General features: G+C 75.1%; 21 protein-coding genes and 2 riboswitches. Of the genes, 10 read left to right on the top strand and 11 right to left on the bottom strand.

Going from position 1 to position 23,579, the window contains the following annotated elements:
• Positions 1–65: 65 nt before the first annotated feature.
• Complete coding sequence (locus tag VKK44_RS00410) at positions 66–413, top strand: GroES family chaperonin (RefSeq protein ID WP_343444816.1); 348 nt, start codon at positions 66–68, stop codon at positions 411–413.
• Positions 414–488: 75 nt separating this feature from the next.
• A complete protein-coding gene (locus VKK44_RS00405) occupies positions 489–656 on the top strand; it encodes a hypothetical protein (protein ID WP_199199902.1) in 168 nt (55 codons plus the stop codon).
• Positions 657–673: 17 nt separating this feature from the next.
• On the opposite strand, the gene VKK44_RS00400 is transcribed toward VKK44_RS00405, so the two are convergent.
• Positions 674–2,125 carry a PrsW family intramembrane metalloprotease gene (locus tag VKK44_RS00400; RefSeq protein ID WP_343444815.1) on the bottom strand — a complete coding sequence of 484 codons (1,452 nt, stop codon included), beginning with the start codon at positions 2,123–2,125 and terminating at the stop codon, positions 674–676.
• Between the two features lie 23 nt (positions 2,126–2,148).
• Positions 2,149–2,270: riboswitch (SAM riboswitch) on the top strand.
• A 43-nt stretch (positions 2,271–2,313) separates the two neighbouring features.
• Here VKK44_RS00400 and VKK44_RS00395 point away from each other — a divergent pair.
• Positions 2,314–3,576 carry an aminotransferase class V-fold PLP-dependent enzyme gene (locus VKK44_RS00395; protein WP_343444813.1) on the top strand — a complete coding sequence of 421 codons (1,263 nt, stop codon included), beginning with the start codon at positions 2,314–2,316 and terminating at the stop codon, positions 3,574–3,576.
• A 15-nt stretch (positions 3,577–3,591) separates the two neighbouring features.
• Here VKK44_RS00395 and VKK44_RS00390 read toward each other — a convergent pair whose 3' ends face one another.
• Positions 3,592–4,824: an FUSC family protein gene (locus VKK44_RS00390; protein ID WP_343444812.1), complete on the bottom strand. Its 1,233-nt coding sequence runs from the start codon at positions 4,822–4,824 to the stop codon at positions 3,592–3,594.
• Positions 4,825–4,892: 68 nt separating this feature from the next.
• Here VKK44_RS00390 and VKK44_RS00385 point away from each other — a divergent pair, with 68 nt between their 5' ends.
• Entirely contained in the window at positions 4,893–5,528 is a 636-nt protein-coding gene (locus VKK44_RS00385; protein WP_343444810.1) for an HD domain-containing protein, read from the top strand.
• Here VKK44_RS00385 and VKK44_RS00380 read toward each other — a convergent pair.
• The gene (locus tag VKK44_RS00380; protein ID WP_343444809.1) at positions 5,454–5,807 is read right to left on the bottom strand and encodes a DUF4031 domain-containing protein; all 354 of its coding nucleotides are present in this window, start codon (positions 5,805–5,807) and stop codon (positions 5,454–5,456) included. The two genes, VKK44_RS00385 and VKK44_RS00380, sit on opposite strands and share 75 nt — an antisense overlap.
• 31 nt (positions 5,808–5,838) lie before the next feature.
• Between VKK44_RS00380 and VKK44_RS00375 the strand changes: the two genes are divergently transcribed.
• The gene (locus VKK44_RS00375) at positions 5,839–7,239 is read left to right on the top strand and encodes an FAD-binding oxidoreductase (protein WP_343444808.1); all 1,401 of its coding nucleotides are present in this window, start codon (positions 5,839–5,841) and stop codon (positions 7,237–7,239) included.
• A 1-nt stretch (position 7,240) separates the two neighbouring features.
• Here VKK44_RS00375 and VKK44_RS00370 read toward each other — a convergent pair whose 3' ends face one another.
• The gene (locus VKK44_RS00370; RefSeq protein WP_343444807.1) at positions 7,241–7,750 is read right to left on the bottom strand and encodes a hypothetical protein; all 510 of its coding nucleotides are present in this window, start codon (positions 7,748–7,750) and stop codon (positions 7,241–7,243) included.
• A gap of 74 nt (positions 7,751–7,824) precedes the next feature.
• Positions 7,825–9,627, bottom strand: coding sequence for a glycerol-3-phosphate dehydrogenase/oxidase (locus VKK44_RS00365; protein ID WP_343447612.1), 1,803 nt, complete (start codon positions 9,625–9,627; stop codon positions 7,825–7,827).
• 68 nt (positions 9,628–9,695) lie between these two features.
• On the opposite strand from VKK44_RS00365, the gene VKK44_RS00360 reads away from it, so the two are divergent.
• The 3 genes from VKK44_RS00360 (at position 9,696) to VKK44_RS00350 (ending at position 13,572) form a co-directional block, all read left to right on the top strand.
• A complete protein-coding gene (locus VKK44_RS00360; RefSeq protein ID WP_343444806.1) occupies positions 9,696–12,203 on the top strand; it encodes a S8 family serine peptidase in 2,508 nt (835 codons plus the stop codon).
• 33 nt (positions 12,204–12,236) lie between these two features.
• The gene (locus VKK44_RS00355) at positions 12,237–13,169 is read left to right on the top strand and encodes a GNAT family N-acetyltransferase (protein WP_343444805.1); all 933 of its coding nucleotides are present in this window, start codon (positions 12,237–12,239) and stop codon (positions 13,167–13,169) included.
• Between the two features lie 184 nt (positions 13,170–13,353).
• Positions 13,354–13,572: a hypothetical protein gene (locus tag VKK44_RS00350; RefSeq protein ID WP_343444804.1), complete on the top strand. Its 219-nt coding sequence runs from the start codon at positions 13,354–13,356 to the stop codon at positions 13,570–13,572.
• 69 nt (positions 13,573–13,641) lie between these two features.
• On the opposite strand, the gene groL is transcribed toward VKK44_RS00350, so the two are convergent.
• From groL to VKK44_RS00335, 3 genes are all read right to left on the bottom strand, one after another.
• Positions 13,642–15,264, bottom strand: a complete 1,623-nt coding sequence (groL, locus tag VKK44_RS00345) for a chaperonin GroEL (RefSeq protein WP_343444803.1) — start codon at positions 15,262–15,264, stop codon at positions 13,642–13,644.
• Positions 15,265–15,538: 274 nt separating this feature from the next.
• Positions 15,539–16,903: a hypothetical protein gene (locus VKK44_RS00340; protein ID WP_343444802.1), complete on the bottom strand. Its 1,365-nt coding sequence runs from the start codon at positions 16,901–16,903 to the stop codon at positions 15,539–15,541.
• A 109-nt stretch (positions 16,904–17,012) separates the two neighbouring features.
• Positions 17,013–17,216, bottom strand: coding sequence for a cold-shock protein (locus VKK44_RS00335; RefSeq protein ID WP_067305333.1), 204 nt, complete (start codon positions 17,214–17,216; stop codon positions 17,013–17,015).
• A 222-nt stretch (positions 17,217–17,438) separates the two neighbouring features.
• On the opposite strand from VKK44_RS00335, the gene VKK44_RS00330 reads away from it, so the two are divergent.
• Positions 17,439–17,954: a GNAT family N-acetyltransferase gene (locus VKK44_RS00330; RefSeq protein WP_343444801.1), complete on the top strand. Its 516-nt coding sequence runs from the start codon at positions 17,439–17,441 to the stop codon at positions 17,952–17,954.
• Positions 17,955–18,040: 86 nt separating this feature from the next.
• Here VKK44_RS00330 and paaN read toward each other — a convergent pair whose 3' ends face one another.
• The 3 genes from paaN to thrC all read right to left on the bottom strand — a co-directional run bounded on the left by paaN (position 18,041) and on the right by thrC (position 22,494).
• The gene (gene paaN, locus VKK44_RS00325) at positions 18,041–19,714 is read right to left on the bottom strand and encodes a phenylacetic acid degradation protein PaaN (protein ID WP_343444800.1); all 1,674 of its coding nucleotides are present in this window, start codon (positions 19,712–19,714) and stop codon (positions 18,041–18,043) included.
• Between the two features lie 52 nt (positions 19,715–19,766).
• Positions 19,767–20,786: a GNAT family N-acetyltransferase gene (locus VKK44_RS00320; RefSeq protein ID WP_343444799.1), complete on the bottom strand. Its 1,020-nt coding sequence runs from the start codon at positions 20,784–20,786 to the stop codon at positions 19,767–19,769.
• Positions 20,787–21,204: 418 nt separating this feature from the next.
• Positions 21,205–22,494 carry a threonine synthase gene (gene thrC / locus VKK44_RS00315; protein ID WP_343444798.1) on the bottom strand — a complete coding sequence of 430 codons (1,290 nt, stop codon included), beginning with the start codon at positions 22,492–22,494 and terminating at the stop codon, positions 21,205–21,207.
• 12 nt (positions 22,495–22,506) lie between these two features.
• A riboswitch (SAM riboswitch) is annotated at positions 22,507–22,640 on the bottom strand.
• 212 nt (positions 22,641–22,852) lie between these two features.
• Between thrC and VKK44_RS00310 the strand changes: the two genes are divergently transcribed.
• A complete protein-coding gene (locus tag VKK44_RS00310) occupies positions 22,853–23,494 on the top strand; it encodes a DUF4232 domain-containing protein (RefSeq protein WP_343444797.1) in 642 nt (213 codons plus the stop codon).
• The last annotated feature ends 85 nt before the right edge of the window (positions 23,495–23,579 follow it).

Genomic DNA, 23,579 nt, shown 5'->3' with positions numbered 1-23,579 from the left:
TGCCCCGCCGCCGCTCCCGGCAACCACGACGGAAGCGGCCGATCGGCACGCGGTAGCGTCTTCGCGTGACCGCCGACCAGAGTCTCGACGCCGGGCTGCCCATCCGCCTGCTGCACGACCGCGTGCTGGTGCGTACCGAAGGCGGTGAGGGGGAACGCCGCTCCACCGCCGGCATCGTGATCCCGGCGACCGCGGCGGTCGGCAAACGGCTCGCCTGGGCCACCGCGGTCGGCGTGGGGCCGCACGTACGCTCGATCGTGGCCGGGGACCGGGTGCTCTTCGACCCGGACGACCGCTCCGAGGTCGAGCTGCACGGCCGGGCCTACGTGCTGCTGCGCGAGCGCGACGTGCACGCGGTGGCGGCGGAACGGGTGGAGGACAGCGCGACCGGCTCCACCGGGCTCTACCTCTAGGGCCCGCCCCGAGCGCCGTTTGCGGCGCTGCCCGGCGGGAAGCCCAGGCACCTCAGTGCGCCCTGGGGAGGGACCATGCCGATCGTGATCAAGAGGATTCTCGCCTGGGGGTTCCTCGCGTTCCTGATCTACTTCATGGCGTTCCGGCCGGACGGCGCGGCGCAGCTGTTCCGGGGGATCGGGGCCGCACTGATGGCCATCGCCCAGGGGCTCGGCGACTTCCTCACCGGCCTGATGGCCTGACCCCACCCCGTGCGGGCTCAGCCGTGCGGGTGCCAGGCGTGCGGGCCGTAGCCCGGGGGCGGGGGCGGCGGGGCCAGCACCACCGGGATCGGCACCACCGGCTCGTCCGGCGCCTCGACGGCCCGCCGGGAGCCGTCCGGGAACCGCAGGTGGTAGCGCTGCCCGTCCCAGACGCCGACCGGCGCCTGCGGGTCGCGGCCGACGAAGAACGACCGGTACGCGCTGATCGCGTCCAGCAGTTCCCGTTCCTCCCGTGCCGTCCGGTCCCGCTCGGCGGGCTTGCGGTCCAGCCCCCGGCGCATCCCGTCCCGCAGCAACGCCAGCCGGGTCGCGGCGAACTGGTAGCCCCGCATCGCCCTCACGCCGCCGTCGCCGGCCACCCGCCGGGCCCAGGTGCGGGCCGCGTGTCGCCGGCCCAGGCTGCCCAGCGCCGCCACCTCGGGCGGGGTCAGCCAACCCGCCCGGACGTAGTCGGGCAGCGTGCGCTCGGTGAGCCGCCCCTCCCAGGCCCGCAGCCAGACGGCCAGCCCCACCATGCCGAAGAAGATGGGCACCATCACGCCGATGTAGCCGTAGAGCACGATCACCTGCTGCCCGGTGGCCTGGGCCAGTGAGGGCAGCAGGTTCCAGGTGCCGTGCAGCATCATGGCCAGCAACAGGCCGGCGAGCGGGGCGAGGATCCGCACCCGCCGGTCGGCGGTGCGCGCGGCGACGCCCAGCCCGACGCCGGTCATCGAGGTGAACAGCGGGTGGGCGAAGCCGAAGAGCAGGATCCGCACGATGAAGATCGCGATCACCTGCTGCGCGCCGGTGGCCGGGCCGTACTCCTCCACGCCGGTGCGGTAGCCGTACCCGCCCAGGTAGAGGATGTTCTCGACCATGGCGAAGCCGACCGCGGAGAGCCCGCAGTAGACCAGGCCGTCGGTGATCCCGGAGAACTCCCGGCGCCGGAAGATCAGCAGCAGGATCGGGCCGGCCGCCTTGGTCAGCTCCTCGATGAACGGCGCGACCAGGACGGCGGTCAGCGCGGCGGGCAACCCGTTGTCCTCGAACAGCCGCGCCCCGGTCTCGTTGACCAGCAGCGAGATGGCGGTGGAGACGAACGCGCCCCAGGCGAAGCAGAAGATCAGGTATTTCAGCGGCTCGGGCTCGTAGCGGTCGAGCCAGAGGAAGCAGGACACCAGCACCGGCACCGGCAGGATCGCCGCGATCACGCCGACCAGCAGCGCCTCCGCGCCCAGGCTCTCGCCCAGCGTGAAAACCATGAACAGCGCGCCGGCCGCGATCAGCAGCACCACCGCGGCCAGCGCCAGGAAACGCCGCCAGCCGAGCCGGCGCAGCGGCATCCGCGGCGTCGGCGCCCCGGGCGGCGGGACGGCGGGCGCGGGCGGCGGCGGCAGTGCTCCGCCGGGCGGGGTGACGGCCATGCGGTCAGCGTAGCCACCCGCGCCCCACTGGTCCGGCCGCATCGTGACGGCTATGCTGCCGGGCAGGTCACGAGCGCCAGCGTCAAGCCCCGGCTTGCTGGCCGGCAACCCTCGTCGAGTTCGCGGTGGGGTGCCCCGGGTGATGACCGGGCCCAGCGCCGCGTCGCGTGCTGGGCAAGCGCGGACCCCGTCCCGGCACCCGGGGTCCCCTGTGACCCGGAGGCTCCGCCATGACCGTCACCCTCGTACCCGCCCTGCCCACGCTGCCCACGCCGGTCCGGCCGGACCCGCTCGGCGTGCTCGGCGTACCGGGAGAGATCAACCTGGACCACGCCGCCAGCGCGCCGTGCGCGCGGGCCGCGGCCGACGCGGTGGCCGAGCTGTTGCCCTGGTACGCGAGCGTGCACCGCGGCGCGGGCGCGCTGTCGCGGCGCTGCACGCTGGCCTACGAGCGGGCCCGGCAGACCGTGGCGGACTTCGTCGGCGCGCGTCCCACCGACCATGTGATCTTCACCCGGAACACCACCGACGCGGTGAACCTGCTGGCCCGGGCGCTGCCCGCCGGTACCACGGTGGTCACGTTCGGCGGCGAGCACCACGCGAACCTGCTCCCCTGGCCGCGCGGCTCGGTCCGGCTGCCGGTGCCGGCCAGCCCGGCCGACGCGGTCCGGTCGCTGGGCCTGGCGCTGGGTGAGCTGGCCCGCGACGCCCGGCCCGGCCGGCCGGTGCTGGTCGCGGTGACCGGCGCCAGCAACGTCACCGGCGAGTGCTGGCCGGTCGCCGAGCTGGCCCGGGTGGCCCACCGGCACGGCGCCCGCATCCTGGTGGACGCCGCCCAGTTGGCCCCGCACGCGCCGGTCGACCTGACCGCGCTGGACGTCGACTACCTGGCGCTCTCCGGCCACAAGCTGTACGCCCCGTTCGGCGCCGGCGTGCTGGCCGGGCGGGCGGACTGGCTGGACGCCGCCCCGCCGTACCTGGCCGGCGGCGGGGCCACGGGTCACGTCGGCGCGGCCACCCACCAGGTGCGCTGGGTGACCGGCCCGGCCCGGCACGAGGGCGGCACCCCGAACCTGCTCGGCGCGGTGGCGCTGGCGGCGGTCTGCGCGGCGTTCGCGGCGGCGGACCGGACCGCGCTGCACGCCCGGGAGCAGGCGCTGCTGGCCCGGCTACGGTCCGGTCTGGCCGCGCTGCCGGGCGTGGTGGAGCTGCGCACGTTCGGCCCGGACGCGCCCCGGGTCGGCATCGTCAGCTTCGTGGTCGCCGGGCGGGACTCCGCCGAGGTGGCCGCGCACCTGGCGGCCCGGCACCGGATCGGCGTCCGGGACGGCCTGTTCTGCGCCCATCCGCTGACCCGCCGCCTGCTGACCGAGGCCGCCGCCCGGTCCGCCCGCACCGACCTGCCTCCCACCGCCCTGCGCGCGAGCCTCGGCCTGGGCACCACCACCCACGAGATCGACACCCTCCTGACCGCCCTCACTTCCCTCCCCTGACCCCGGCCCCGGGGGTCAGCCGACGGGAGGGGCGGTGGGGGGAGCGTCGGAGGGCTGGTTCTCTCCGTGGAACGCCTGCCGGACCAGGCGGTTCGCCTCCTCCTGGTCGATGCCGGAGGCGACCATCAGGTCGCTGGCCGCGGTCCGCACCTGGGCGATCACCACGCTGCCGGAGAAGCCGACCCCCTGGGCGTACGCCCGGCCGGCCTCGCTGACCGCGCGCAGCGCCCGCTCCCGGGCCTGTTCCGGCTCCTTGCCAGCGGCGAACTCGTGCCGGAGCAGGCGTACCGACTCGGCGAGATGGGCGACGGAGTCGGGCATCGGCTCGGGGACCGGCTCCTCGTCCTCGATCATCGTGACCGCGCGGCGGATCAGTGTGCCGCTGTTGCGCATCGCCCGGTCGATCGGCTCGGCCGCCTCCGCGTAGTGGGTCAGCTCGCTGCGCCGGTGCCAGCGGGCCGGCGAGATGGTGGTGGTCTCCTTGGCGCCCTCGATCGCCTCGCCGAGCGCGGCCAGTTCCTCCTTGTTCTCCCGGAGCCGGAACAGCGCCCGCTGGGCCGCGCCCCGGTCCCGGTTGCGCAGCGCCTCGGCGCACGTGTCGAGCTGCGCGGCGAGCAGGTCCAGCGCGGGTCGGGCGGCCCGGTTGATCACCCGGAGCGGGTTGAGCGGGAGCAGGACGGCGGTCACCAGCAGCGCGATGCTGCCGCCGATGAAGGCGTCGACGAAGCGCGGGAACTCGATGTTCTCGGTGGACGGGCTGAGCGTCACGATCAGCACCGCGGTGGCCGCCGCCTGGATGACGATGGCCACGCTCGCCCCGGCGAAGATGGTCAGCAGGATCGCCGAGGTCACCACCAGCGCGAGCTGCCAGGCGCCGGTGCCGAGGAAGTAGATCAGCACGTCGCCGACGAGGACGCCGATCGCCACCCCGATGATCAGCTCGACGGTACGCCGGAACCGCTGCCCCACCGAGGCGGCGAGCGTGCCCACCGCGGAGATCGGGGCGAAGACCGGCTGCGGGTTGTGCAGCAGCCGGTGCGAGACCAGGTACGCCAGGCCGGCCGCGAGCCCCGCCTGCAACGCCAGGCCGAACGCGGTCCGGACCCGGTGCAGCCGGTCGTGCAGGGTGGCCTTGCTCCGGTCGCGCAGCTCGTCCACGGCGGCGGCGATCCGTGGCCCGTCGAGGTCGCCCAGCGTCTCGCGCGACGTTATGCGCCGCAGGAACGGCGGTCGTCGGTCCCGGGCCATGGCGGGTACTACCCGTCCCGTCCCCGGTGAATCCTCGCCCCGGCGACGGAGTGGGGCAGACTGCACCGGTGGACGAGTTGACGGCGCGGTGGCGGGCGACGGCCCGGGCGGCCGGCGCGACCGACCCGGACGGCGTGGCGCGGGCCGGGGCGCGGCTGCTGGCCGGCTGGCGGGAGCCGCACCGGCACCACCACACGGAGGAGCACCTGCGGGCGGTGCTCGACGTGGTCGACGCGTACGCCGAACGGGCCCGCCACCCGGACCTGGTCCGGCTCGCGGCGTGGTGCCACGACGCGGTCTACGACCCGCGGGCGGGCGGCGACGCCAACGAGCGGGCCAGCGCCGACCTGGGGGACGCGCTGCTCACCGCCGTCGGGCTGCCGGCCACGGCGGTGACCGGGGTACGCCGCCTGGTGCTGCTCACCGCCGGCCACGCGGTCGGGCCGGACGACCCGGACGGGGCGCTGCTCTGCGACGCCGACCTGGCGGTGCTGGCCGCCGCACCGGACGACTACGACCGGTACGCCGCCGCGATCCGCCGCGAGTACGCCCACGTCCCGGAGCCGGACTTCCGGGCCGGCCGGGCCGCCGTGCTGCGGCACCTGCTCGCCCTGCCGGCGCTCTACCGGCTACCCGAGCCGCACGCCCGCTGGGAGCACCGGGCCCGCGCCAACCTGGGTCGGGAGCTGAGCGGCCTCACCTGAGCCACGGCCGGGCAGCCGGGCGGCCCGGGGCTTCGGGCGGCGCAGCCCGGCGTCCCGCAGCAGGCGGACGATCTCGCGGGACGGGACCACCGTCGCGCCCAGCCAGACCGCCACCCGGAACCGCTCGGCGGGCAGGTCGTAGTGGTCCCGGTCGAAGCCGCGCCGGCCGGCGCCGAGCAGCTCGGCGAAGGCGTGCAGCTCCGCGAAGGAGACGTCGCTGATCAGGTGCGACCAGAGCCGGCCGCGCCAGGGCACCGCGGGCGGGTCCAGGTAGAGCATCGTTCCAAAGTACGCCGGTAGCCTTCCCGGCATGGCTGCCCATCCCCTCCTCGACGAGCTGCGGGCCGCGCTCGGCGAGTCCGCCGTGCTGACCGACCCGGACCTGCTGGCCGGGCACGAGCGGGACGAGGCCGACCTGTGCGCCTCGGGCACCCCGCTGGTGGTGGTCCGCCCCCGGGACACCGCGGGCGTGGTCGCGGCGGTGCGCGCGGCCGGCCGGCACGGCGTACCGGTGGTGCCGCAGGGCGCCCGGACCGGGCTGGCCGGCGCGGCGAACGCGGTGGCCGGCGCGATGGTGTTGAGCACGGTGGCGATGGACCGGATCGTGGAGGTCGACCCGGTGGGCCGGATCGCCGTGGCGCAGCCCGGCGTGGTCAACGCCGCGCTGGCCGGGGCGGTGCGGGCGCGTGGGCTCTGGTACCCGCCCGACCCCGGCTCGTGGGAGTCGTCCACCATCGGCGGCAACGTGGCCACCAACGCCGGCGGTATGTGCTGCGTGAAGTACGGCGTGACCAGCGAGTACGTGCTCGGTCTGGAGGTGGTGCTCGCCTCCGGCGAGGTGCTGCGCACCGGCCGGCGCACCGCCAAGGGCGTCGCCGGGTACGACCTGACCCGGCTCTTCGTCGGCTCGGAGGGCACCCTCGGGGTGATCACCGAGGTGACCGTGGCGCTGCGCCCGGCGCCGGAGGCGTCGCTGACCCTGGTGGCGGTCTTCGGCACCACGGCGGCGGCCGGCGGCGCGGTGGCCGGCCTCGCCGAGCGGGGACTCACCCCGAGCCTGCTGGAGCTGCTGGACCGCACCCACCTGCGGGCCATCGAGGCGTACCGGCCGATGGGGCTGCGGACCGACGCGGAGGCGCTGCTGCTGGCGGCGGTGGACACCGGCGACCGGGCGGCCGGTGACCTGGCCCGGATCGCCGAGGTCTGCACGACGGCCGGCGCCGACGAGGTCTGGGCGGCCACCGACGCGACCGAGGCCGCCGCGCTGCTCCAGGCGCGGCGGCTGGCCCACCCGGCGATGGAGCGCTTCGCCGCCGAGACGTTCCCGGGTGGCAACGGCGGCCTGGTCATCGACGACGTGGCGGTGCCGCGCGGCCGGCTGGCGGAGCTGCTGGACGGGGTGGCCCGGATCGCCGCCGCGTGTGACGTGCCGATCGGGGTGGTCGGGCACGCCGGTGACGGCAACATGCACCCGAACATCGTGGTCGACCGCGCCGACCCGGCGAGCCTGGAGCGGGGCCGGCGGGCCTTCGACGAGATCATGCGGCTCGGGCTGGACCTGGGCGGCACCTGCACCGGCGAGCACGGCGTCGGGCTGCTCAAGCGGGACTGGCTGGCGCGGGAGATCGGCCCGGTGGGCGTCCGGGTGCATCAGGCGATCAAGGCGGCGCTGGACCCGGCGGGGCTGCTCAACCCCGGCAAGGTGCTCTGACTCAGCCCTTGTCGTCGGCGGGCGTGGCCTGGGTGAGCAGCAGCAGCACCTCGTACGCCACCGGCGGCGCCGGCTCGCCCGGGCAGTCCTGGATGGTGACGGTCAGCCCCGGCGGGATCAGCAGCGTCGAGGTCAGCACGCCGATGCAGAGCTGCCGGTACTGCCGGGCCTGGTCGGTTTCCCGGGCCAGCGCCGGGTCGGCGAGCATCCGCTGCAACCGGGACGTCTGCTCGGGGTTCAGCGCGCCGGTCGCGTCGACGCCGTCGCCGGCGCAGTCGCGGCACTGCCACCGGCCGGTCGGCTCCACGTCGAGCGTGCGGACCGCGCCGTCCCCGCCCAGCCGCTGCATCAACGTGACGAGGTTCCCGGTCGGTGTCGGTGTGGCCGAGCCCTGCCGACCGGGTGCGGTGGTGCCCTCGGCGTTGCCGAGGAGCGCGCAGCCGGTCAGGGCGGTCGCCAGCAGGACACCGGCGGACAGGGCGGGGACGCGCGACCAGGATGGGCGAACCACGCGGGAAACCTACACTTCCGTAGGTAGCGCGCACTAGCCGTCGAGCGGCCGTTAGGGGTCGGGTTCGGGTCGGCCTAGCGGGGCGAGGCCGGGAGGTCGGTGCCCCGGTCGGCCGCGAAGCCCCGCACGTCGGGCGCGCCGAGCCGGGCCGCGTCGGCCGCGACGTCGTCCGGCATGAGCTGCGACGCCCGCTCGGCCTCCACCCGCGCCCGGTAGTGGGCGACCTCCCGGGCGCGCGTCGCCGCGTCCCAGCCGAGCACCGCGCCCATCAGCTCCGCGACGTGCTCCGCCGACTCCAGGCCGCGGTGGCTGGTCTCGATGGAGATCCGGGTACGCCGGGTGAGCACGTCCTCCACGTGCAGCGCGCCCTCGGCCCGGGCCGCGTACGTGACCTCGGCGGCGAGGTACTCCGGGGCGCCGGCCAGCGGCGAGCCCAGCAGCGGATCGGCGTCGACCAGGGCGAGCAGATCCAGGGTGAGGGTGCCGTAGCGCTCCAGAAGGTGCTCCACCACCCCGACCGGCACCCGGTGCCGGCGGGCCAGGTCGGCCCGGTCCCGCCACATGGCGGCGTACCCGTCGGCGCCGAGCAGCGGCAGGTCGGCGGTGCGCGACGGACGGGCCCGGCCGAGCCGGCGTGCCGCGTGGTCGACCACGTCGGAGGCCATCACCCGGTACGTCGTGTACTTCCCGCCGGCCACCAGCAGCAGGCCGAGCATCGGCTCGACCACGGCGTGCTCCCGGGACAGCTTGGAGGTGGAATCCGCCTCGCCGGAGAGCAGCGGGCGCAGCCCGGCGTAGACGCCCTCGATGTCGGCGGTGGTCAGCGGCCGGTCCAGCACGGTGTTGACCTGTTCCAGCAGGTAGTCGATGTCACGCGCGGTGGCGGCCGGGTGGGACCGGTCGAGCTGCCAGTCGGTGTCGGTGGTGCCGATGATCCAGTGGCCGCCCCACGGGATGACGAAGAGCACGCTGGTGGCGGTGCGCAGGATCAGCCCGGTCTCGCCGACGATCGCCGAGCGCGGCACCACCAGGTGCACGCCCTTCGACGCCCGGACGCGCAGGCCGGGACGCAGCCCGACGTCGTTGAGCATCCGCGACATGTCGTCGCTCCACACGCCGGTCGCGGCGATCACGGTGCGGGCACGGACCTCGAACTCGGCGTCCGGCGAACCGGCCGGCGCCTCCAGGTCCCGCACCCGGACGCCGGTCACCTCGCGGGCCTGGCGGATCAGGCCGACCGCCCGGGCGCTGGTGACGACCGTCGCGCCGAGACTGGCCGCGGTGCGGGCCAGCGTGACCACCAGGCGGGCGTCGTCGACCTGGCCGTCGTAGTAGCGGATCGCGCCGGCCAGCGTGTCGGGCCGCAGGCTGGGGAAGATCCGGCGGGCGCCCTCGCGGGTGAGGTGCCGGTGCAGCGGCATGCCGCGCCCACCGCCGAACACCCCGGCGAACACGTCGTACGCGGCCACGCCGAGCCCGTAGTAGGAGCGGCGGAGGACCCGTCGGGGCAGGTCGCGTACGCCGCCCTCGGCCGGCAGCGGCACCAGGATCGGCACCGGGCGGACCAGGTGCGGGGCGAGCCGGGTGGCGAGCAGCCCGCGCTCGGTGAGCGCCTCGTGGACCAGGTGGAACTCCAACTGTTCCAGGTAGCGCAGGCCACCGTGGATCAGCTTGCTGGACCTGCTGGACGTGCCGGCGGCGTAGTCGCGCGCCTCGACCAGGGCGACCTTCAGCCCCCGGGAGGCGGCGTCCAGCGCGGCGCCCGCCCCGGTCACCCCACCACCGATGATCAGCACGTCGAACCGCTCGGCGCGGAGCCGGCGCAGGTCGTCGGCGCGGCGCTCGGCGGAGAGCTGGCCGGCCACGGATCGGGACACGTTGGGGTCGCGCACCCGTCCACGGTAGCCGTCCGCACGCCACGGCGACACGTCCCGGCCGTACCGTGATGACCATGCTGACCGGCCCGCCCGCTGCGCCCGTACCCCCGCCGTCGCCGCGCGAGACCGGGCCGTGGCCGGTCGTCGCGGCGGTCGCGGCCGGCGTCTGGGCGGTGCTGGTGACCGTGCCCGGCCAGGTCACCGGCTGGCTGGTCGACCAGGTGGTGCTGGTCACCGGGCTGGACCGGGCGGTGGCGGTCTGGCCGGTGGTCGCGGCGGGCACCGTGCTGCTGGTCGGCGCGCCGGTGCTGGCGCTGGCGCTGCTGCCCCGCTCCCCGGCGCTGCGCGCGGCCGGGCGGGCGTGGGCCGGCGGCGCGGCGACGCTGGGCGCGGCGACACTGCTCCGGGCGCTCCCGCCGGTGCACCACGAGGCGTACCTGGCGGCGCTGGCGGCGACCGCCGCGCTGCTGGCGTTCGCCGCCGCCCGGCTCACCCGCCACCGCCCGCCCATTCCGGCGGCCACCGCCGGGCCCCCCGGCCCCATCCCGGCGGACGGCCCGGCGACGACGGCCGGACGGACCGGCCCGAGGGCGGCGGACGGCGGAACCGGGCCGGCCGGTCGCGGGGGTGCGCGGCCCGACGCGGTGCCGCTGCTGGCGGTGGCCGCCGGGCTGGCGGTCCTGTTGCCCTGGGTGTGGGTGGGCGCGCTGGGCGGCGCGCTGGAGACGCTGCTCGCCGGCCTGGCCGCCGCCGCGTTCGGCGTGTTGGCCGGCGTGCTGCTCGGCCCCGGGTTCTGGGCCGCGTTCGCCGCCGGGCCGACGCCCCGGCCGGTCCGGCTGGTGCTGGTCGGTGGTCTGGTCGCGGGCGTCACGCTGACGATGCTGGCCGCCGGCGCCGGGCAGTCCGGCGCGCAACTGCCGGGCCTGGTGCTGCTGCCGCCGCTCGGCTTCGTGCTGGCCGCGCTGGAGGCCGCGGCCCGGCGTGCCGGCCGTCCCGCCGGGGCGACACCGGCGCGCTGGCTGGTCGGCCTGGCGCTGGCCGGCCCGCTGGCCCTCACCGACCCGGAGGAGATCACCCTGCTGCTGGCCAGCAGCCGCGACGTGCCGTTCTGGGTCGCGGTGGGCACCGGCGCGGCGTTCGCCGTCGCGGTGCTGCTCGCCGTCGGGTACGCCGTGCTGCTCGCCCGCCGCCGCGCCGGCGTGCCCCGCCGGGGCGTGGCCGGGCTGGCCGCCGGGGCCCTGCTGGCCGCCGTGGCGGTGGTGTACGTGGTCCCCGGCCAGCCGGGCCTGTACGGCGAGCGGCTGCTGGTGGTGCTGCGCGAGCAGGCGGACCTGAGCGGCCTGCCGGCCGGCGCGCCGGGCCGGGCGGGGCGGGACGCGCGGGCCGCCGAGGTCTACCGGCGGCTGGTGGCGACCGCCGACCGCACGCAGGGCGACCTGCGCCGCACGCTGACCCGGCTGCGCCTGAACCCGACGCCGTACTACCTGGTCAACGCCATCGAGACGGACGGCGGGCCGGGCATCCGGGCGTGGCTCTCCGGCCGGCCCGAGGTGGCCCGGGTGCTGGTCGACCAGCGCCCGCGTCCGCTGCCCGCGGCGGCGCCGCCGGCCCGGGGCGACACCCCGGCGCCGACCGGCCCCACCTGGAACGTGTCGCTGATCGGCGCGGACCGGGTCTGGTCGGAGCTGGGCGTCACCGGCGCCGGCGTGGTGGTGGGCAGCTCCGACTCCGGGGTGGACGGCCGGCACCCGGCGCTGGCACCCGGGTTCCGGGGCGGCGACGACTCCTGGTACGACCCGTGGGAGCACCGCCGCACGCCGGCCGACCGGGGCGGCCACGGCACCCACACGCTCGGCAGCGCGGTGGGCCGCGACGGGATCGGGGTGGCGCCCGGGGCGAGCTGGGTGGGCTGCGTCAACCTGGACCGCAACCTCGGCAGCCCGGCCCGCTACCTCGACTGCCTCCAGTTCATGCTGGCGCCGTTCCCGCCGGGCGGGAACCCGCTGACCGACGGCCGGCCGCAGCGCGCGCCGGACGTGCTGACCAACTCGTGGGGCTGCCCCCCGCTGGAGGGGTGCGATCCGGGGGCGTTGCGCCCGGCGACCGCCGCGCTGGCCGCGGCCGGCATCCTGGTGGTGGCCGCCGCCGGCAACACCGGCCCGTACTGCGGGTCGATCGTCGACCCGCCGGCGCCGTACCCGGACGTGCTCACGGTCGGTGCGGTCGACCGGGCCCGCCGGCTCACCGAGTTCTCCAGCCGGGGCCCGACCGGGGAGGTTCCCAAACCCGACCTGGTGGCGCCCGGCGCGGCGGTGCCGTCGGCGTTCCCCGGCGGCGGGTACGCCACCCTGGACGGCACCTCGATGGCGACACCGCAGGTGGCCGGCGTGGTGGCGCTGATGTGGTCGGCGAACCCGGCGCTGATCGGGGACCTGGCGCGGACCCGGGAGATCCTCACCGGGACCGCCACCCCGGTCACCGTTCCGGCCGGCACGACCTGTGGCGGCACCCACGACCTGGTCGGCGCCGGCCTGGTCGACGCGTACGCGGCGGTGCGGGCGGCGCGGGCCGGTTAACAACCCTGCCGGAATGGCCTAGGGTCGGCGACCATGGACGTGGAGATCATCGAGCTGGGCCGGGACCGTCTGCCCGAGGTCGTCGCACTCTGCCGGCGGTCGCTGGACCTGCCGGAGGACGCGGCCGAGGCGCCGGCCGTGGTGGCCACGCTGGCGGAGCGGGCGGCGGCCGACCGGCCGGTGCTGCGGCTCGGCGCGGTCCGCGACGGCACGTTGCTCGGGGTCCTGGTCGGGTCCCGGTCGGCGACCGATCCGCGGCTCGGTCACGTCGACCTGGTCGCGGTGGCCCCGGCGGAGCGCCGCCGGGGGATCGGCGCGGCGCTGCTGGCCGACGCGGAGGGCCGGCTGGCCGCGCTCGGCGCGTCCGAGGTGCTGCTCGCCGGCAACCCGCCGTACTACGCCTGGCCCGGCATCGACGTCCGCTACACGCCGGCGGTCTGCGCCGCGCTGCGGCTCGGCTACCGGCAGGACCGGACCGCCTGGAACATGACCGCCACGCTGGCCGAGGGGTCGGCGGCGCTGCGTCCCACCGAGGCCAGCGAGCGGCGGCTGGCCGGGCAGGGCGTGACGGTACGCCGGGCCACGTCCACGGACCTGCCGGCGCTGGCCGCGTTCGCCCGGGCCACGTTCGGCGGCGCCTGGGACGGTGAGCTGGCCGGTTCGGTGGGCCGCCCGGACGCGGGCGCGCACCTGGCCGAGCGGGACGGCGAGATCCTCGGCTTCGCCGCGTACGGGTCGGCGCGGCCGAGCTGGTTCGGGCCGATGGGCACCGCCCCGGCGGCCGAGGGTTCCGGGATCGGTGGGGTGCTGCTGCGCCGCTGCCTCCGCGACCAGGCGGCGGCCGGGTTCACCGAGGCGCAGATCGGCTGGGTCGGCCCGGTGCCGTTCTACTCGGGTGCGGCCGGGGCCCGGATCGAGCGCGTCTTCTTCCTCTACCGGAAGGCCCTTCAGGGGCGCACCCGGTAGCACACGTGGAGCACCCGGTCGCGGCACTCTGGACACGTGCTCCATGCCCACAGCATCGCCGACGCCCCGCCGGCACCGGACACCCGGTCTATCGGCGTGAAGAGCCATCAATCGGGCATAACGCCGTTCGCCCTCCACGCCCATCGACCGGCCCCTACCGTTCGAGGGGCAGAGGAGGCGCGCAATGACCACGGATGACGAACGGACCGACGGCCCGGCGACGGGCCGGCGCCCGGCCGGCGAGCTGCCCACCGAACGGCTCGACGTGGGCGACGCCGAGCAGGACGCCGCGGACCAGCCGGCCGTGGAGGAGCCCCGGCAGCCGGTGGACGAGCCGAGACGGCTGCTGCCGCCGTACGACCGGGCACACAAGCGACGCAACCAACGCCCGCTGCCCACCTGACGCGGACGCGGAAGGGGGCGGACCGCTGACGCGGCCCGCCCCCTTCCGGCGTACTGGGTGAAGCTGGACTCAGAAGTCCATCTCCCCGCCACCCGGGCCAGCCGGGGCGGCCGGGGTCTTCTCCGGCTTGTCCGCCACGACGGCCTCGGTGGTGAGGAACAGCGCGGCGATCGAGGCGGCGTTCTGCAGCGCGGAACGGGTCACCTTGGCCGGGTCGATGATGCCGGCGGCCAGCAGGTCGACGTACTCGCCGGTCGCGGCGTTGAGGCCGTGACCCGGGTCGAGGTTGCGGACCCGCTCGACGACGACGCCACCCTCGAGGCCGGCGTTGACGGCGATCTGCCGCAGCGGGGCGTCCAGCGCGATCTTGACGATCTGCGCGCCGGTCGCCTCGTCGCCGGCCAGGTCCAGCTTGTCGAAGGCGGTCTTGCCGGCCTGGACCAGCGCGACGCCACCACCCGGGACGATGCCCTCCTCGACGGCGGCCTTCGCGTTGCGGACGGCGTCCTCGATGCGGTGCTTGCGCTCCTTCAGCTCGACCTCGGTGGCCGCGCCGACCTTGATCACCGCAACACCGCCGGCCAGCTTGGCCAGACGCTCCTGCAGCTTCTCCCGGTCGTAGTCGGAGTCGCTCTTGTCGATCTCGGCCCGGATCTGGTTCACCCGGCCCTGGATCTGCTCGGCGTCACCGGCGCCGTCGACCACGGTGGTCTCGTCCTTGGTCACCACGACCTTGCGGGCGCGGCCCAGCATGTCGAGGGTGACGGCGTCCAGCTTGAGGCCGACCTCCTCGCTGATGACCTGGCCACCGGTGAGGATGGCGATGTCGCCGAGCATGGCCTTGCGGCGGTCACCGAAGCCCGGCGCCTTGACGGCGGCCGACTTGAAGGTGCCCCGGACCTTGTTGACGACCAGCGTGGCGAGGGCCTCGCCCTCCAGGTCCTCGGCGATGATCAGCAGCGGCTTGCCCGACTGCATGACCTTCTCCAGGATCGGGAGCAGGTCCTTCACCGACGAGATCTTGCTGTTGACGATCAGGATGTAGGGGTCGTCGAAGACGGCCTCCATACGCTCCGGGTCGGTCATGAAGTAGGCGGAGATGTAGCCCTTGTCGAAGCGCATGCCCTCGGTGAGCTCGAGCTCGAGGCCGAAGGTGTTGCTCTCCTCGACGGTGATGACGCCTTCCTTGCCCACCTTGTCCATCGCCTCGGCGATGATCTCACCGACGGTGCTGTCACCGGCGGAGATGGAGGCGGTGGAGGCGATCTGCTCCTTGGTCTCCACGTCCTTGGCGAGCTTGAGCAGCTCCTCCGAGACGCTGGCCACGGCGGTCTCGATGCCCCGCTTCAGGGCCATCGGGTTGGCGCCGGCGGCCACGTTGCGCAGACCCTCGCGAACCAGGGCCTGGGCCAGGACGGTCGCCGTCGTCGTGCCGTCACCGGCGACGTCGTCGGTCTTCTTCGCGACCTCCTTGACCAGCTCGGCGCCGATCTTCTCGTACGGGTCCTCGAGCTCGATCTCCTTGGCGATGCTCACACCATCGTTGGTGATGGTGGGGGCACCCCACTTCTTCTCGAGCACGACGTTGCGGCCCTTGGGGCCGAGCGTCACCTTCACGGCGTCGGCGAGCTGGTTCATGCCCCGCTCGAGGCCGCGGCGCGCCTCTTCGTCGAACGCGATCATCTTGGCCATACGGCGTTGTCCTCCTGGACACTCACGGGCCACCCGGGATGCCCGGATGGGCCGTCTGGTGTACGCACCTTGGGGACGTCGCCACCTGGCGACGACGACGTCCTCCTCGGTCGGGCCGGACAGCCCGCGACGACCGGCCCCGTTCCGCTCCGGCACCCTGGAGGCACCGGCGCGGCCGTGGCCCTACCGCCCCGACCATTGGCACTCACCGTACGCGAGTGCCAATGACTTGTTTAGCACTCTCCCTAGCCGAGTGCAAGCACGACCGCACCGCTCAGCCGAGTTCCGCAGCCAGTCGGGCCGCGTTCACCGGGCCTTCGTGGGCCCGCTGCTCGGCGTACGCGACGACCAGCCCGACGAGCTGCGCGAGGTAGGCCGGCGCGGCCAGCGCGGCGCCGACCACGGCCAGCGTCACCGCCCCGACCGCGGTGCCCGGCGCGGACGTCGGATCGGCGCCGAACGCCGCGCCGCTCACCGCGCCCACCACGACGTCCAGCACGCTCGCCGCGAGCAACGCGCACGCCACCAGCGCCACCCGGCCCAGCACCATGCCGAAGCGGGTGTGGAACATCCGCCAGGACCGCCCGATCGGGTCCTGCCGCTCGAACAGGTAGACCGGGCCGAACAGCGCGACCGCGAACCCGACGTAGATGCCGGGCAGCAGGCAGAGACAGGCGCCGACCGTGATCAGCAGCGAGACGACGATCGTCCAGCCCCAGAGGCCGAGCGCGCGGCGCGCGCCGTACCGGAGCGCGCCGCCGAGGCCGGCCGGCTCCCCGGCCGCCTGCCGGGCGACCACCCAGGTGCCCGCGCCCCAACCGACCGCCTGGAGCGGACCGAAGACCAACGCGGCGAACAGGACCACGCCGTAGAACGCGAACAGCTGCCCCAGGTAGCCGTCCGGCAGCACCGGCGCGCCGTCCGGGCCGGTCGCCAGCTCGTCGGTGGGGACCAGGAAGAGCGAGAGGACGGAGATCACCGCCGCCGGTACGCCCTGGGTGAGCAGCATGATCGGCAGGAGTTGCCGCCAACCGCGCCGGACCGCGCCGGCGCACCGCGCGAACCAACCCCCAACGCCCGCGTACGGCGGGGTGACCAGCGGATCCTGCGGGTCGGGACCGGGGTACCAGCCACCGGGCACCGGGTGACCGGGGTACGCCGCACCGGGCATCGGGTGACCGGGGTACGCCGCGCCCGGCATCGGATGACCGGGGTAGGTGGGCCCGGTGGCCGGCCAGCTCCAGCCGCCGGGCGGAGCAGCGTCCGGCGCGGGCCAGCCGGACGGGGTGCTGCCTTGCGGCGCGGACCAGCCGGACGGGGTGCTGCCCTGTGGCGCGGGCCAGCCGGGCGGGATGCCCTGTGGCGCGGGCCAGCCGGGCGGTGGGGTGGCCGAGCCGGACGGGTGCGGGTGGGCAGGCGGCGGGCCGTACCCGTCCGGGTTCGGCGCGTCCGGGTCGGAGTCCGGCCGGTCGGCGGCGGTCCGGTCGGCCCACGGGTCGACGGCCGGTTGGCCGGCGGTGGGCGGCGTCCCGGGCGGCCCCGACTGCTCCGGCACCGGCCCGGCGGGCGGCGGCGCGGGCCGGGCCGGATCGGCCGGGTGCACCGGCTCGGTGGAACCCGACGGGGGCAGGTCGGACATGGGCCCTCCTCAGCGGCGACGGCTGGAACGGCTCATGATCTTCCACGGTGCGGGGCGGCAACGCAGCCCCGGTCGGGGTGGTTCGGCCGCGGGCGACGGCCGGCAGCGATCAGGCGATGACGCGGACGCGCTCGGCCTGCGGGCCCTTCTGGCCCTGAGCGATCTCGAACTCGACCCGCTGGCCGTCGTCCAGAGCCTTGTAGCCGTCCATCTCGATCGCGGAGAAGTGGACGAAGACGTCCTGACCGCCGTCGACGGCGATGAAGCCGTAGCCCTTTTCGGAGTTGAACCACTTCACGGTGCCCTGTGCCACGGTGCACTTCCTCACTCTGCGCGGCGTCCAACACCCGGAAACCGGCGGACCGGCACCGGCGGCACACCGGTTTCGGCGATCGGCGACGGCCGCTGAATCGGTGACCGAAATCGCACGCTACACGAGGAGTGACGACCGCGCACGACCACAAATCGGGCATATTCCGGAGCTGGTACGGCACCCGGACGCGCCCGCTCCGGCCCGGTCCGGTATGTATGCGGCATGACCAGCGTGCCCGTCCCACCCACGGTCCGGCGGATCCGCCCGGAGGACGCCGCCCGGATGCGGGCGCTCCGGCTGGAGATGTTGGCCGACAGCCCACTGGCCTTCCTGGAGACGGTGGCCGAGGCCGCCGCGCGCCCGCACGCGGACTTCGCAGCCCGGGTGGCGACCGTCTCGCGGGGCGACCAGATCGGCCAGTTCGTCGCCGAGGCGGACGCCCGCCTGGTCGGCCACGCCGGTGGCATCGCCGCACCGGACGAGCCGGGCCTGACGCTCGTCTACGCGGTCTACGTGACCCCGGCTCGACGGGGCACCGGGCTGCTGGCCGCGCTGGTGGACGCGGTGGCGGCCTGGTCCCGGGCCTGCGGGCGGCCCGAACTGATGATGGAGGTGGTGGTCGGCAACGACCGCGCCTGCCGGGCCTACCGGAAGCTGGGCTTCACCGACACCGGGGTACGCGTCCCGCACCCCCGGCTCCCGGTCCTGCGCGAACTCCAGATGCGCCGCCCGGCCTGACGCCCGGCTGGTGAGCGGGGCCCCCGCACCGGCGGGGGCCCCGCACCGGCGGGGGCCCCGCACCGGCGGGGGCCCCGCTTTCCACCTCACGCGTGCCGGCGGCTCTGCACCACCCGGAACCGGTTCGCCACGTACGCGCCGTCGGTCAGCGCCGAGTTGGCCGCCGCGTTCGCGCCCGAGCCGTGGAAGTCGGAGAACGCCGCCGACTGGTTGACGAACACGCCACCGGTCAGGTTGCAGGACAGGTGCACGCCGGCGTCGATCGCCGCCGCCTCGGCCGCGTCCAGCACTGCCTCGTCGGTGGAGTAGACGGCCGCGGTCAGCGCGCCCTTCTCCCCCACCGTCTCGCGCAGGATGCGCAGGCTGTGCGCGGTCGAGTCGGTCGCGATGGCGAACGAGATCGGCCCGAACCACTCCCGCGCGTACGTCGCGGTGTCGGCGGCGTCCAGCTTGACCACCGTCGGCGTACGCACCACGGCGCCCGGGAAGGACGGGTGCTCGACGGTGCGCGACTCCAGCACCGGCTCGCCGACCTTGGTCACCTCGTCGAGCCGCTCCAGCACCCCGTCGTTGACGATCGCGCCGGTCAGCTCGACGCCCCGCGCCGGGTCGGCGGTGAGCTTGGCGACCGCTCCGGCGATCCCGGCGGCCACCTCGTCGAAGCTCTTGTGCCCCTGGTCGGTGTCGATGCCGTCGCGCGGGATCAGCAGGTTCTGCGAGGTGGTGCACATCTGGCCGCTGTAGAGCGTGAGCGTGAAGCCCAGGTTGCGGCAGAGCCCGGCGAAGTCGTCGGTGGAGTCGATCACCACCGTGTTCAGGCCGGCCTTCTCGGTGTAGACGGCGGCCTGCCGGGCGTTCGCCTCCAGCCAGTCGCCGTACTCGGTGGAGCCGGTGAAGTCGACGATCTTCACGGCCGGGTGCAGGGCCAGCGTCGAGGCGAGCTTCTCGCCGGCCGCCTCGGGGGCGAGCTGCACCAGGTTCGGGTCGAAGCCGGCCTCGGCGAGCACCTGGCGGGCGTACTTCACGGTGACCGCCAGCGGCAGCACGGCGCGCGGGTGCGGCTTCACGACCACCGGGTTGCCGGTGACCAGCGAGGCGAACAACCCGGGGTACGAGTTCCAGGTCGGGAACGTGTTGCAGCCGATGACCAGTGCCACCCCGCGCGGCACCACGTGGAACGTCTTGGTCATCCGCAGCGGGTCGCCCTTGCCGGCGGCCTTCTCCCAGCCGGCCGTCCCGGGGTGGCGGGTCATCTCGGCGTACGCGTAGGCGACCGCTTCCAGCGCGCGGTCCAGCGCGTGCGCGCCGCCGGCCTGGAACGCCATCACGAACGCCTGACCGCTGGTGAACTGCACGGCGTTGGCCAGCTCGAACACGTTCTTGTGCAGCCGGTCGAGGATCTCCAGGCAGACGCCCGCGCGGGCCTTCGGGCCGGCGTCGCGCCAGGCCGGCAGCGCGGCGGTGGCGGCGGCCACCAACTCGTCCGCGCCGGCGTGCGGGTAGCGCACGTCCAGCGCCACGCCGAACGGGCTGACCTCGGTGGCCACGGTGGTGCCGTCGCTCGCCTGGTCGAGCGGGAAGTCGCCGCCCAGGTACGCCTCGAAGGCGGCCTTGCCGTCGGCGGCGGCGGTCTCGCCGTACACCCGGGGGCTGGGCGACTCGGGATAGGCGGACCAGTACCCGCGCTCCGTGATGGCGGTCAGCGCCCGGTCGAGGGTCTCGGCGTGCCTGGCGTACAGGGGGTGCGGGGTCTCCGTCATGCCCGCCATCATGCAACAGAAAGGCACCAGATCAGTAGGGGCGTGTCACAACTCAGATCGTCAACTGCCAGTCGACCGAGCCGGCGACCGGGCGGAAGCCGAGCTGCTCGTTGATCACGATCATGTGACCGTTGGCGGCGGCGTTCCAGGTGTCGACCGTCCGCAGCGCCGGCTCGCGGCTCAACGCGTACCCCAGGTTGGCGGCCTTGCAGAGCAGACCCAGCCGGTGGCCGCGGTGGCCGGGATCGACGATGGTGATCTGCTGCCAGGCGTGGTCGGTGCTGCTCGCCGCCAGGCTGAGCTGGCTCCAGCCGACCAGCCGGCCGGACGCCTCGTGCACCGCGCCGGTGTTGTAGCGACGCACGCCCCGGGCGTCGAGCGCCCGCTCCACGCCCCGCTTTCGTTGCGCGTCCATCTTCTGCTGCTCCCACGCCAGCTCACCCATCGGCGCGTCGAGCAGCAGCCGGCCCTCCAGGTGCGCGGTGTCCGCGACGTACTCGTCGGGCGTGTGGTCGCGCCAGTGCACGGTCCGGTAGCCGGTGGCCGCCGCGCGGGCGTCGGCCAGCAGCGCGGCCAGCCGGGTCCGGTCGAGCGCGGTCACGTCGAGCCGGCGGCGGACATCGGCGTTCGCCGGCCTCGCCCCCACGGCGGCGGCGAACGCCGCACCCGGGAACACCCGCTCCGCCTCGCCGGGCAGCGCGGCGGCGGCGGAGCCGACCAGCCGCTTGCCGCCGTGCTCCCGGAGCAGCCGTACGCCGGGCCCGTGCAGCGCGCGCCCGATCCCGCGACGCCGGTGGGCCGGGTCGACCACCAGCTCGACGGTGGCGTTCTCGACGTTCTCCAGCGTGTGCAGGTGGAGCCGGAGCCAGCCGACGGGCTCCCCGTCGAGGCGGGCGACGAGCCACCGCCCGTCGACGCCGGGCATCGGGTGCCGCAGCAGCGCCTCGAACCGCCGGCGGCAGGTCGGCGGCAGGTCCGGCTCGTCGACGGCGCGGGCCGCCTCCGCGATCCGGTACGCCGCGTCGAGCGTCGGCAGGTCGGCGGCGTCCAGCGGGGTGACGGTCAGGCCCATGGCGGCGAGCCTGCCGTGGAAAAAGCGACAGGGCCAGCGGTTTTCCGCTGGCCCTGTCGCACGTTGGTCGGGAGGGACGTCCGCACAACGCCTCCGGCGTTGGGTCGCAAAACTTTGAAAAGTCTCCGGCGGATGCCCTCCCGCACCGAGCATCTTGCGCCGTCCGGTTCCTGCCGTCAAGTCCTCCACTGACAGTTTTTCGACACGCGCCGCACATCCCCCGTCACCCCTGGTCGCCCCCGATCCCCCTCCCGGGCGAGCCCACCCCACCGCCCTTCCCCCACCGCCCCTCCCCCCACCGGCCCCCGCCGCCGGCTCGCGAGTTGACCAAGGAGTTTGCGTCGGGGCCGACCCCGCACGCCGACACAAACCTCTTGATCACCTCTCGGGGGGCGGGGGCGGGGTGGGGTGGGTGGGGTCAGGAGAGGAGGCCGGCGTCTCGGGCGGCGCGGAGGCTGGGCTTGATGCGGTGGGTGGGGCCGGAGGCGGCGGCCACCGCGTCCAGCGTCTTGAGGCCCTCGCCGGTGTTGAAGACGACCGTCTCCGCCGTCGGGTCCAGCCGGCCCGACTCCACCAGCTTGCGCAGCACCGCCACCGTCACGCCGCCCGCCGTCTCGGCGAACACGCCGGTGGTCCGCGCCAGCAACGTGATCCCGGCGCGGATCTCGTCGTCGTCGGCGTACTCCATCCAGCCGCCGGTGCGGCGGACCGCCTCCAGCGCGTAGAGGCCGGCGGCCGGGTCGCCGATGTTGAGCGACTTGGCGATGCCGGTCGGCTTGACCGGGACGATGGTGTCGCGGTCGTCGTGCAGCGCGGTGGCGATCGGGTTGCAGCCGGCGGACTGCGCGCCGAACACCTTCCAGCCGCCGGCCGGCGCCTCGACCAGCCCGATCTCGACCAGCTCGGCGAACGCCTTGTCGATCTTGGTGAGCAGCTCGCCGCTGGCCATCGGGATGACCACCTGGGCCGGGATCCGCCAGCCGAGCTGCTCGGCCACCTCGTAGCCGAGCGTCTTGGAGCCCTCGGCGTAGAACGGCCGCACGTTCACGTTGACGAACGCGGTGTCCTCGAACTCGTCGGTCTCCACCAGCTCGCCGCAGAGCCGGTTCACGTCGTCGTACGAGCCGTCGATGGCGACCAGGTCGCCGCCGTAGACGGCGGTGGTGACCACCTTGCCCTGCTCCAGATCGCTGGGGATGAACACCACCGACGGCACACCGGCACGGGCCGCGTGCGCGGCGACCGAGTTGGCCAGGTTGCCGGTGGACGCGCAGGCGTAGCGGGTGAAACCGAGCGCCCGGGCGGCGGTCAGCGCCACCGACACGACCCGGTCCTTGAACGAGTGGGTGGGGTTGGCGCTGTCGTCCTTGACCCAGAGCGGCGCCGTGATGCCCAGCTCGGCGGCGAGGTGGTTGGCGGCGACCAGCGGGGTCAGCCCCGGGTCGAGGGTGACCCGGGTGGCCGGGTCCTGACCGGCCGGGAGCAGGGCGGCGTAGCGCCAGATGCTGTTCGGGCCGGACTCGATCTGCTCGCGGGTGACGGCGGCCAGCGCGGCCGTGTCGTAGTCGACCTCCAGCGGGCCGAAACACTCGTAGCAGGCGTGCTGCGCGGCCAGCGGGTAGCGCGCGGAACAGGCGCGACAGACCAGGGCGCGGGCCGGGCTGCGGGAGGTGTCGATGCCGGAGACGGCGGGAAGCGTCGACGTCATGTCGAGGAATTCCTCTCATCTTTCCCCGCATCGCCGGGTGCGGCGGGGACGGAATTGGCACCTGCCCGCAGGACACTCGGCATCGAGCGTGCGGGTGGTTGCCGGGGCGTCGTCGGGCCGTATCCCTCAGCCCCTCTGGATGAGGTATGCAGTTGTGCCGTCGAGTCTATGCGCCGCGCACCGCCCCGCCACCCCGGGTCCCACGGTGTGGGCCGCCCCACCGACCCTCGCCTCCCCCTCCCGACCTCGGTCGATCATGAGGCTGGCGGCAACAAATCGGACGATGGCCGCCGCCAACCTCATGATCACCGGGAGGTGGTGGGCCACGGGTCGGACGATGGGGTGGGAGGATCGCCGGATGCGACGTGGGGTTGGCCGGATCGGAGGGCTCGCGGGGGTTGTGCTGCTGGCGGGCTGCGCCGCGACACCGTCCCGGGTCGACCCGCTGCCCACGCCGCCGGACCGGCCGGCCGCCCAGGTCGCGCCGTCCCCCTCGGCGGCCTGCGCCCCGGAGGGCATCCGGATCACCGAGCTGGGCGTGAGCGCCGCGATGGGGTTGCGGGCCATGGGCCTTGACCTGGTCAACTGCGGAACCCGGCCGTACGAGCTGCGCGGCTACCCGGCGGTCAGCATGCGGGACGCCGACGGGGACCCGATCAAGGTCAAGATCGTCCCGGGCGCGACGGGGATCACCTCCGGCTTCGACGCCCCACCCACCCGGCTCGTGCTGCGCCCCGGCGAACGGGCCGGCGCCGCGCTGCTCTGGCGCAACACGGTCACCGATCCGACCGTGGTGGCCACCGAGGGCGCCCAGCTCGACGTCGCGCCGGTGGCCGGCAGGCCGGCGCACGCGGTGGCGCTGGACGGGCCGATCGACCTCGGCAACACCGGCCGGCTCGGGGTCAGCGCCTGGAAGCGCCGCGCCGCCGACCCGACCACGGAACCGATCACGCCGAGCGGGCCGCCCTCATCGGCCTTGACCCCGGACAACCGGCTCTGACGGGCAACCCGCGGGCTCAGCCTTCGTCGATGTCGGGTTGCCGACTAGACGCGCCCCTCTAGAACACGGCTGTCGTGACCGTCTC

Source organism: Micromonospora sp. DSM 45708 (genome assembly GCF_039566955.1).
Taxonomy (GTDB): Bacteria; Actinomycetota; Actinomycetes; order Mycobacteriales; family Micromonosporaceae; genus Micromonospora.
This window is presented reverse-complemented; position numbering and strand designations above follow the sequence as displayed.

What these genes read in the sequence shown, in the direction of transcription:
- VKK44_RS00405 (WP_199199902.1), top strand. Translation starts at nt 489, where the DNA reads ATGCCGATCGTGATCAAGAGGATTCTCGCCTGGGGGTTCCTCGCGTTC.
- VKK44_RS00400 (WP_343444815.1), bottom strand. Translation starts at nt 2,125, where the DNA reads ATGCGGCCGGACCAGTGGGGCGCGGGTGGCTACGCTGACCGCATGGCC.
- VKK44_RS00395 (WP_343444813.1), top strand. Translation starts at nt 2,314, where the DNA reads ATGACCGTCACCCTCGTACCCGCCCTGCCCACGCTGCCCACGCCGGTC.
- VKK44_RS00390 (WP_343444812.1), bottom strand. Translation starts at nt 4,824, where the DNA reads ATGGCCCGGGACCGACGACCGCCGTTCCTGCGGCGCATAACGTCGCGC.
- VKK44_RS00380 (WP_343444809.1), bottom strand. Translation starts at nt 5,807, where the DNA reads ATGCTCTACCTGGACCCGCCCGCGGTGCCCTGGCGCGGCCGGCTCTGG.
- VKK44_RS00375 (WP_343444808.1), top strand. Translation starts at nt 5,839, where the DNA reads ATGGCTGCCCATCCCCTCCTCGACGAGCTGCGGGCCGCGCTCGGCGAG.
- VKK44_RS00360 (WP_343444806.1), top strand. Translation starts at nt 9,696, where the DNA reads ATGACCATGCTGACCGGCCCGCCCGCTGCGCCCGTACCCCCGCCGTCG.
- VKK44_RS00355 (WP_343444805.1), top strand. Translation starts at nt 12,237, where the DNA reads ATGGACGTGGAGATCATCGAGCTGGGCCGGGACCGTCTGCCCGAGGTC.
- VKK44_RS00350 (WP_343444804.1), top strand. Translation starts at nt 13,354, where the DNA reads ATGACCACGGATGACGAACGGACCGACGGCCCGGCGACGGGCCGGCGC.
- groL (WP_343444803.1), bottom strand. Translation starts at nt 15,264, where the DNA reads ATGGCCAAGATGATCGCGTTCGACGAAGAGGCGCGCCGCGGCCTCGAG.
- VKK44_RS00340 (WP_343444802.1), bottom strand. Translation starts at nt 16,903, where the DNA reads ATGTCCGACCTGCCCCCGTCGGGTTCCACCGAGCCGGTGCACCCGGCC.
- VKK44_RS00330 (WP_343444801.1), top strand. Translation starts at nt 17,439, where the DNA reads ATGACCAGCGTGCCCGTCCCACCCACGGTCCGGCGGATCCGCCCGGAG.
- paaN (WP_343444800.1), bottom strand. Translation starts at nt 19,714, where the DNA reads ATGACGGAGACCCCGCACCCCCTGTACGCCAGGCACGCCGAGACCCTC.
- VKK44_RS00320 (WP_343444799.1), bottom strand. Translation starts at nt 20,786, where the DNA reads ATGGGCCTGACCGTCACCCCGCTGGACGCCGCCGACCTGCCGACGCTC.
- thrC (WP_343444798.1), bottom strand. Translation starts at nt 22,494, where the DNA reads ATGACGTCGACGCTTCCCGCCGTCTCCGGCATCGACACCTCCCGCAGC.
- VKK44_RS00310 (WP_343444797.1), top strand. Translation starts at nt 22,853, where the DNA reads ATGCGACGTGGGGTTGGCCGGATCGGAGGGCTCGCGGGGGTTGTGCTG.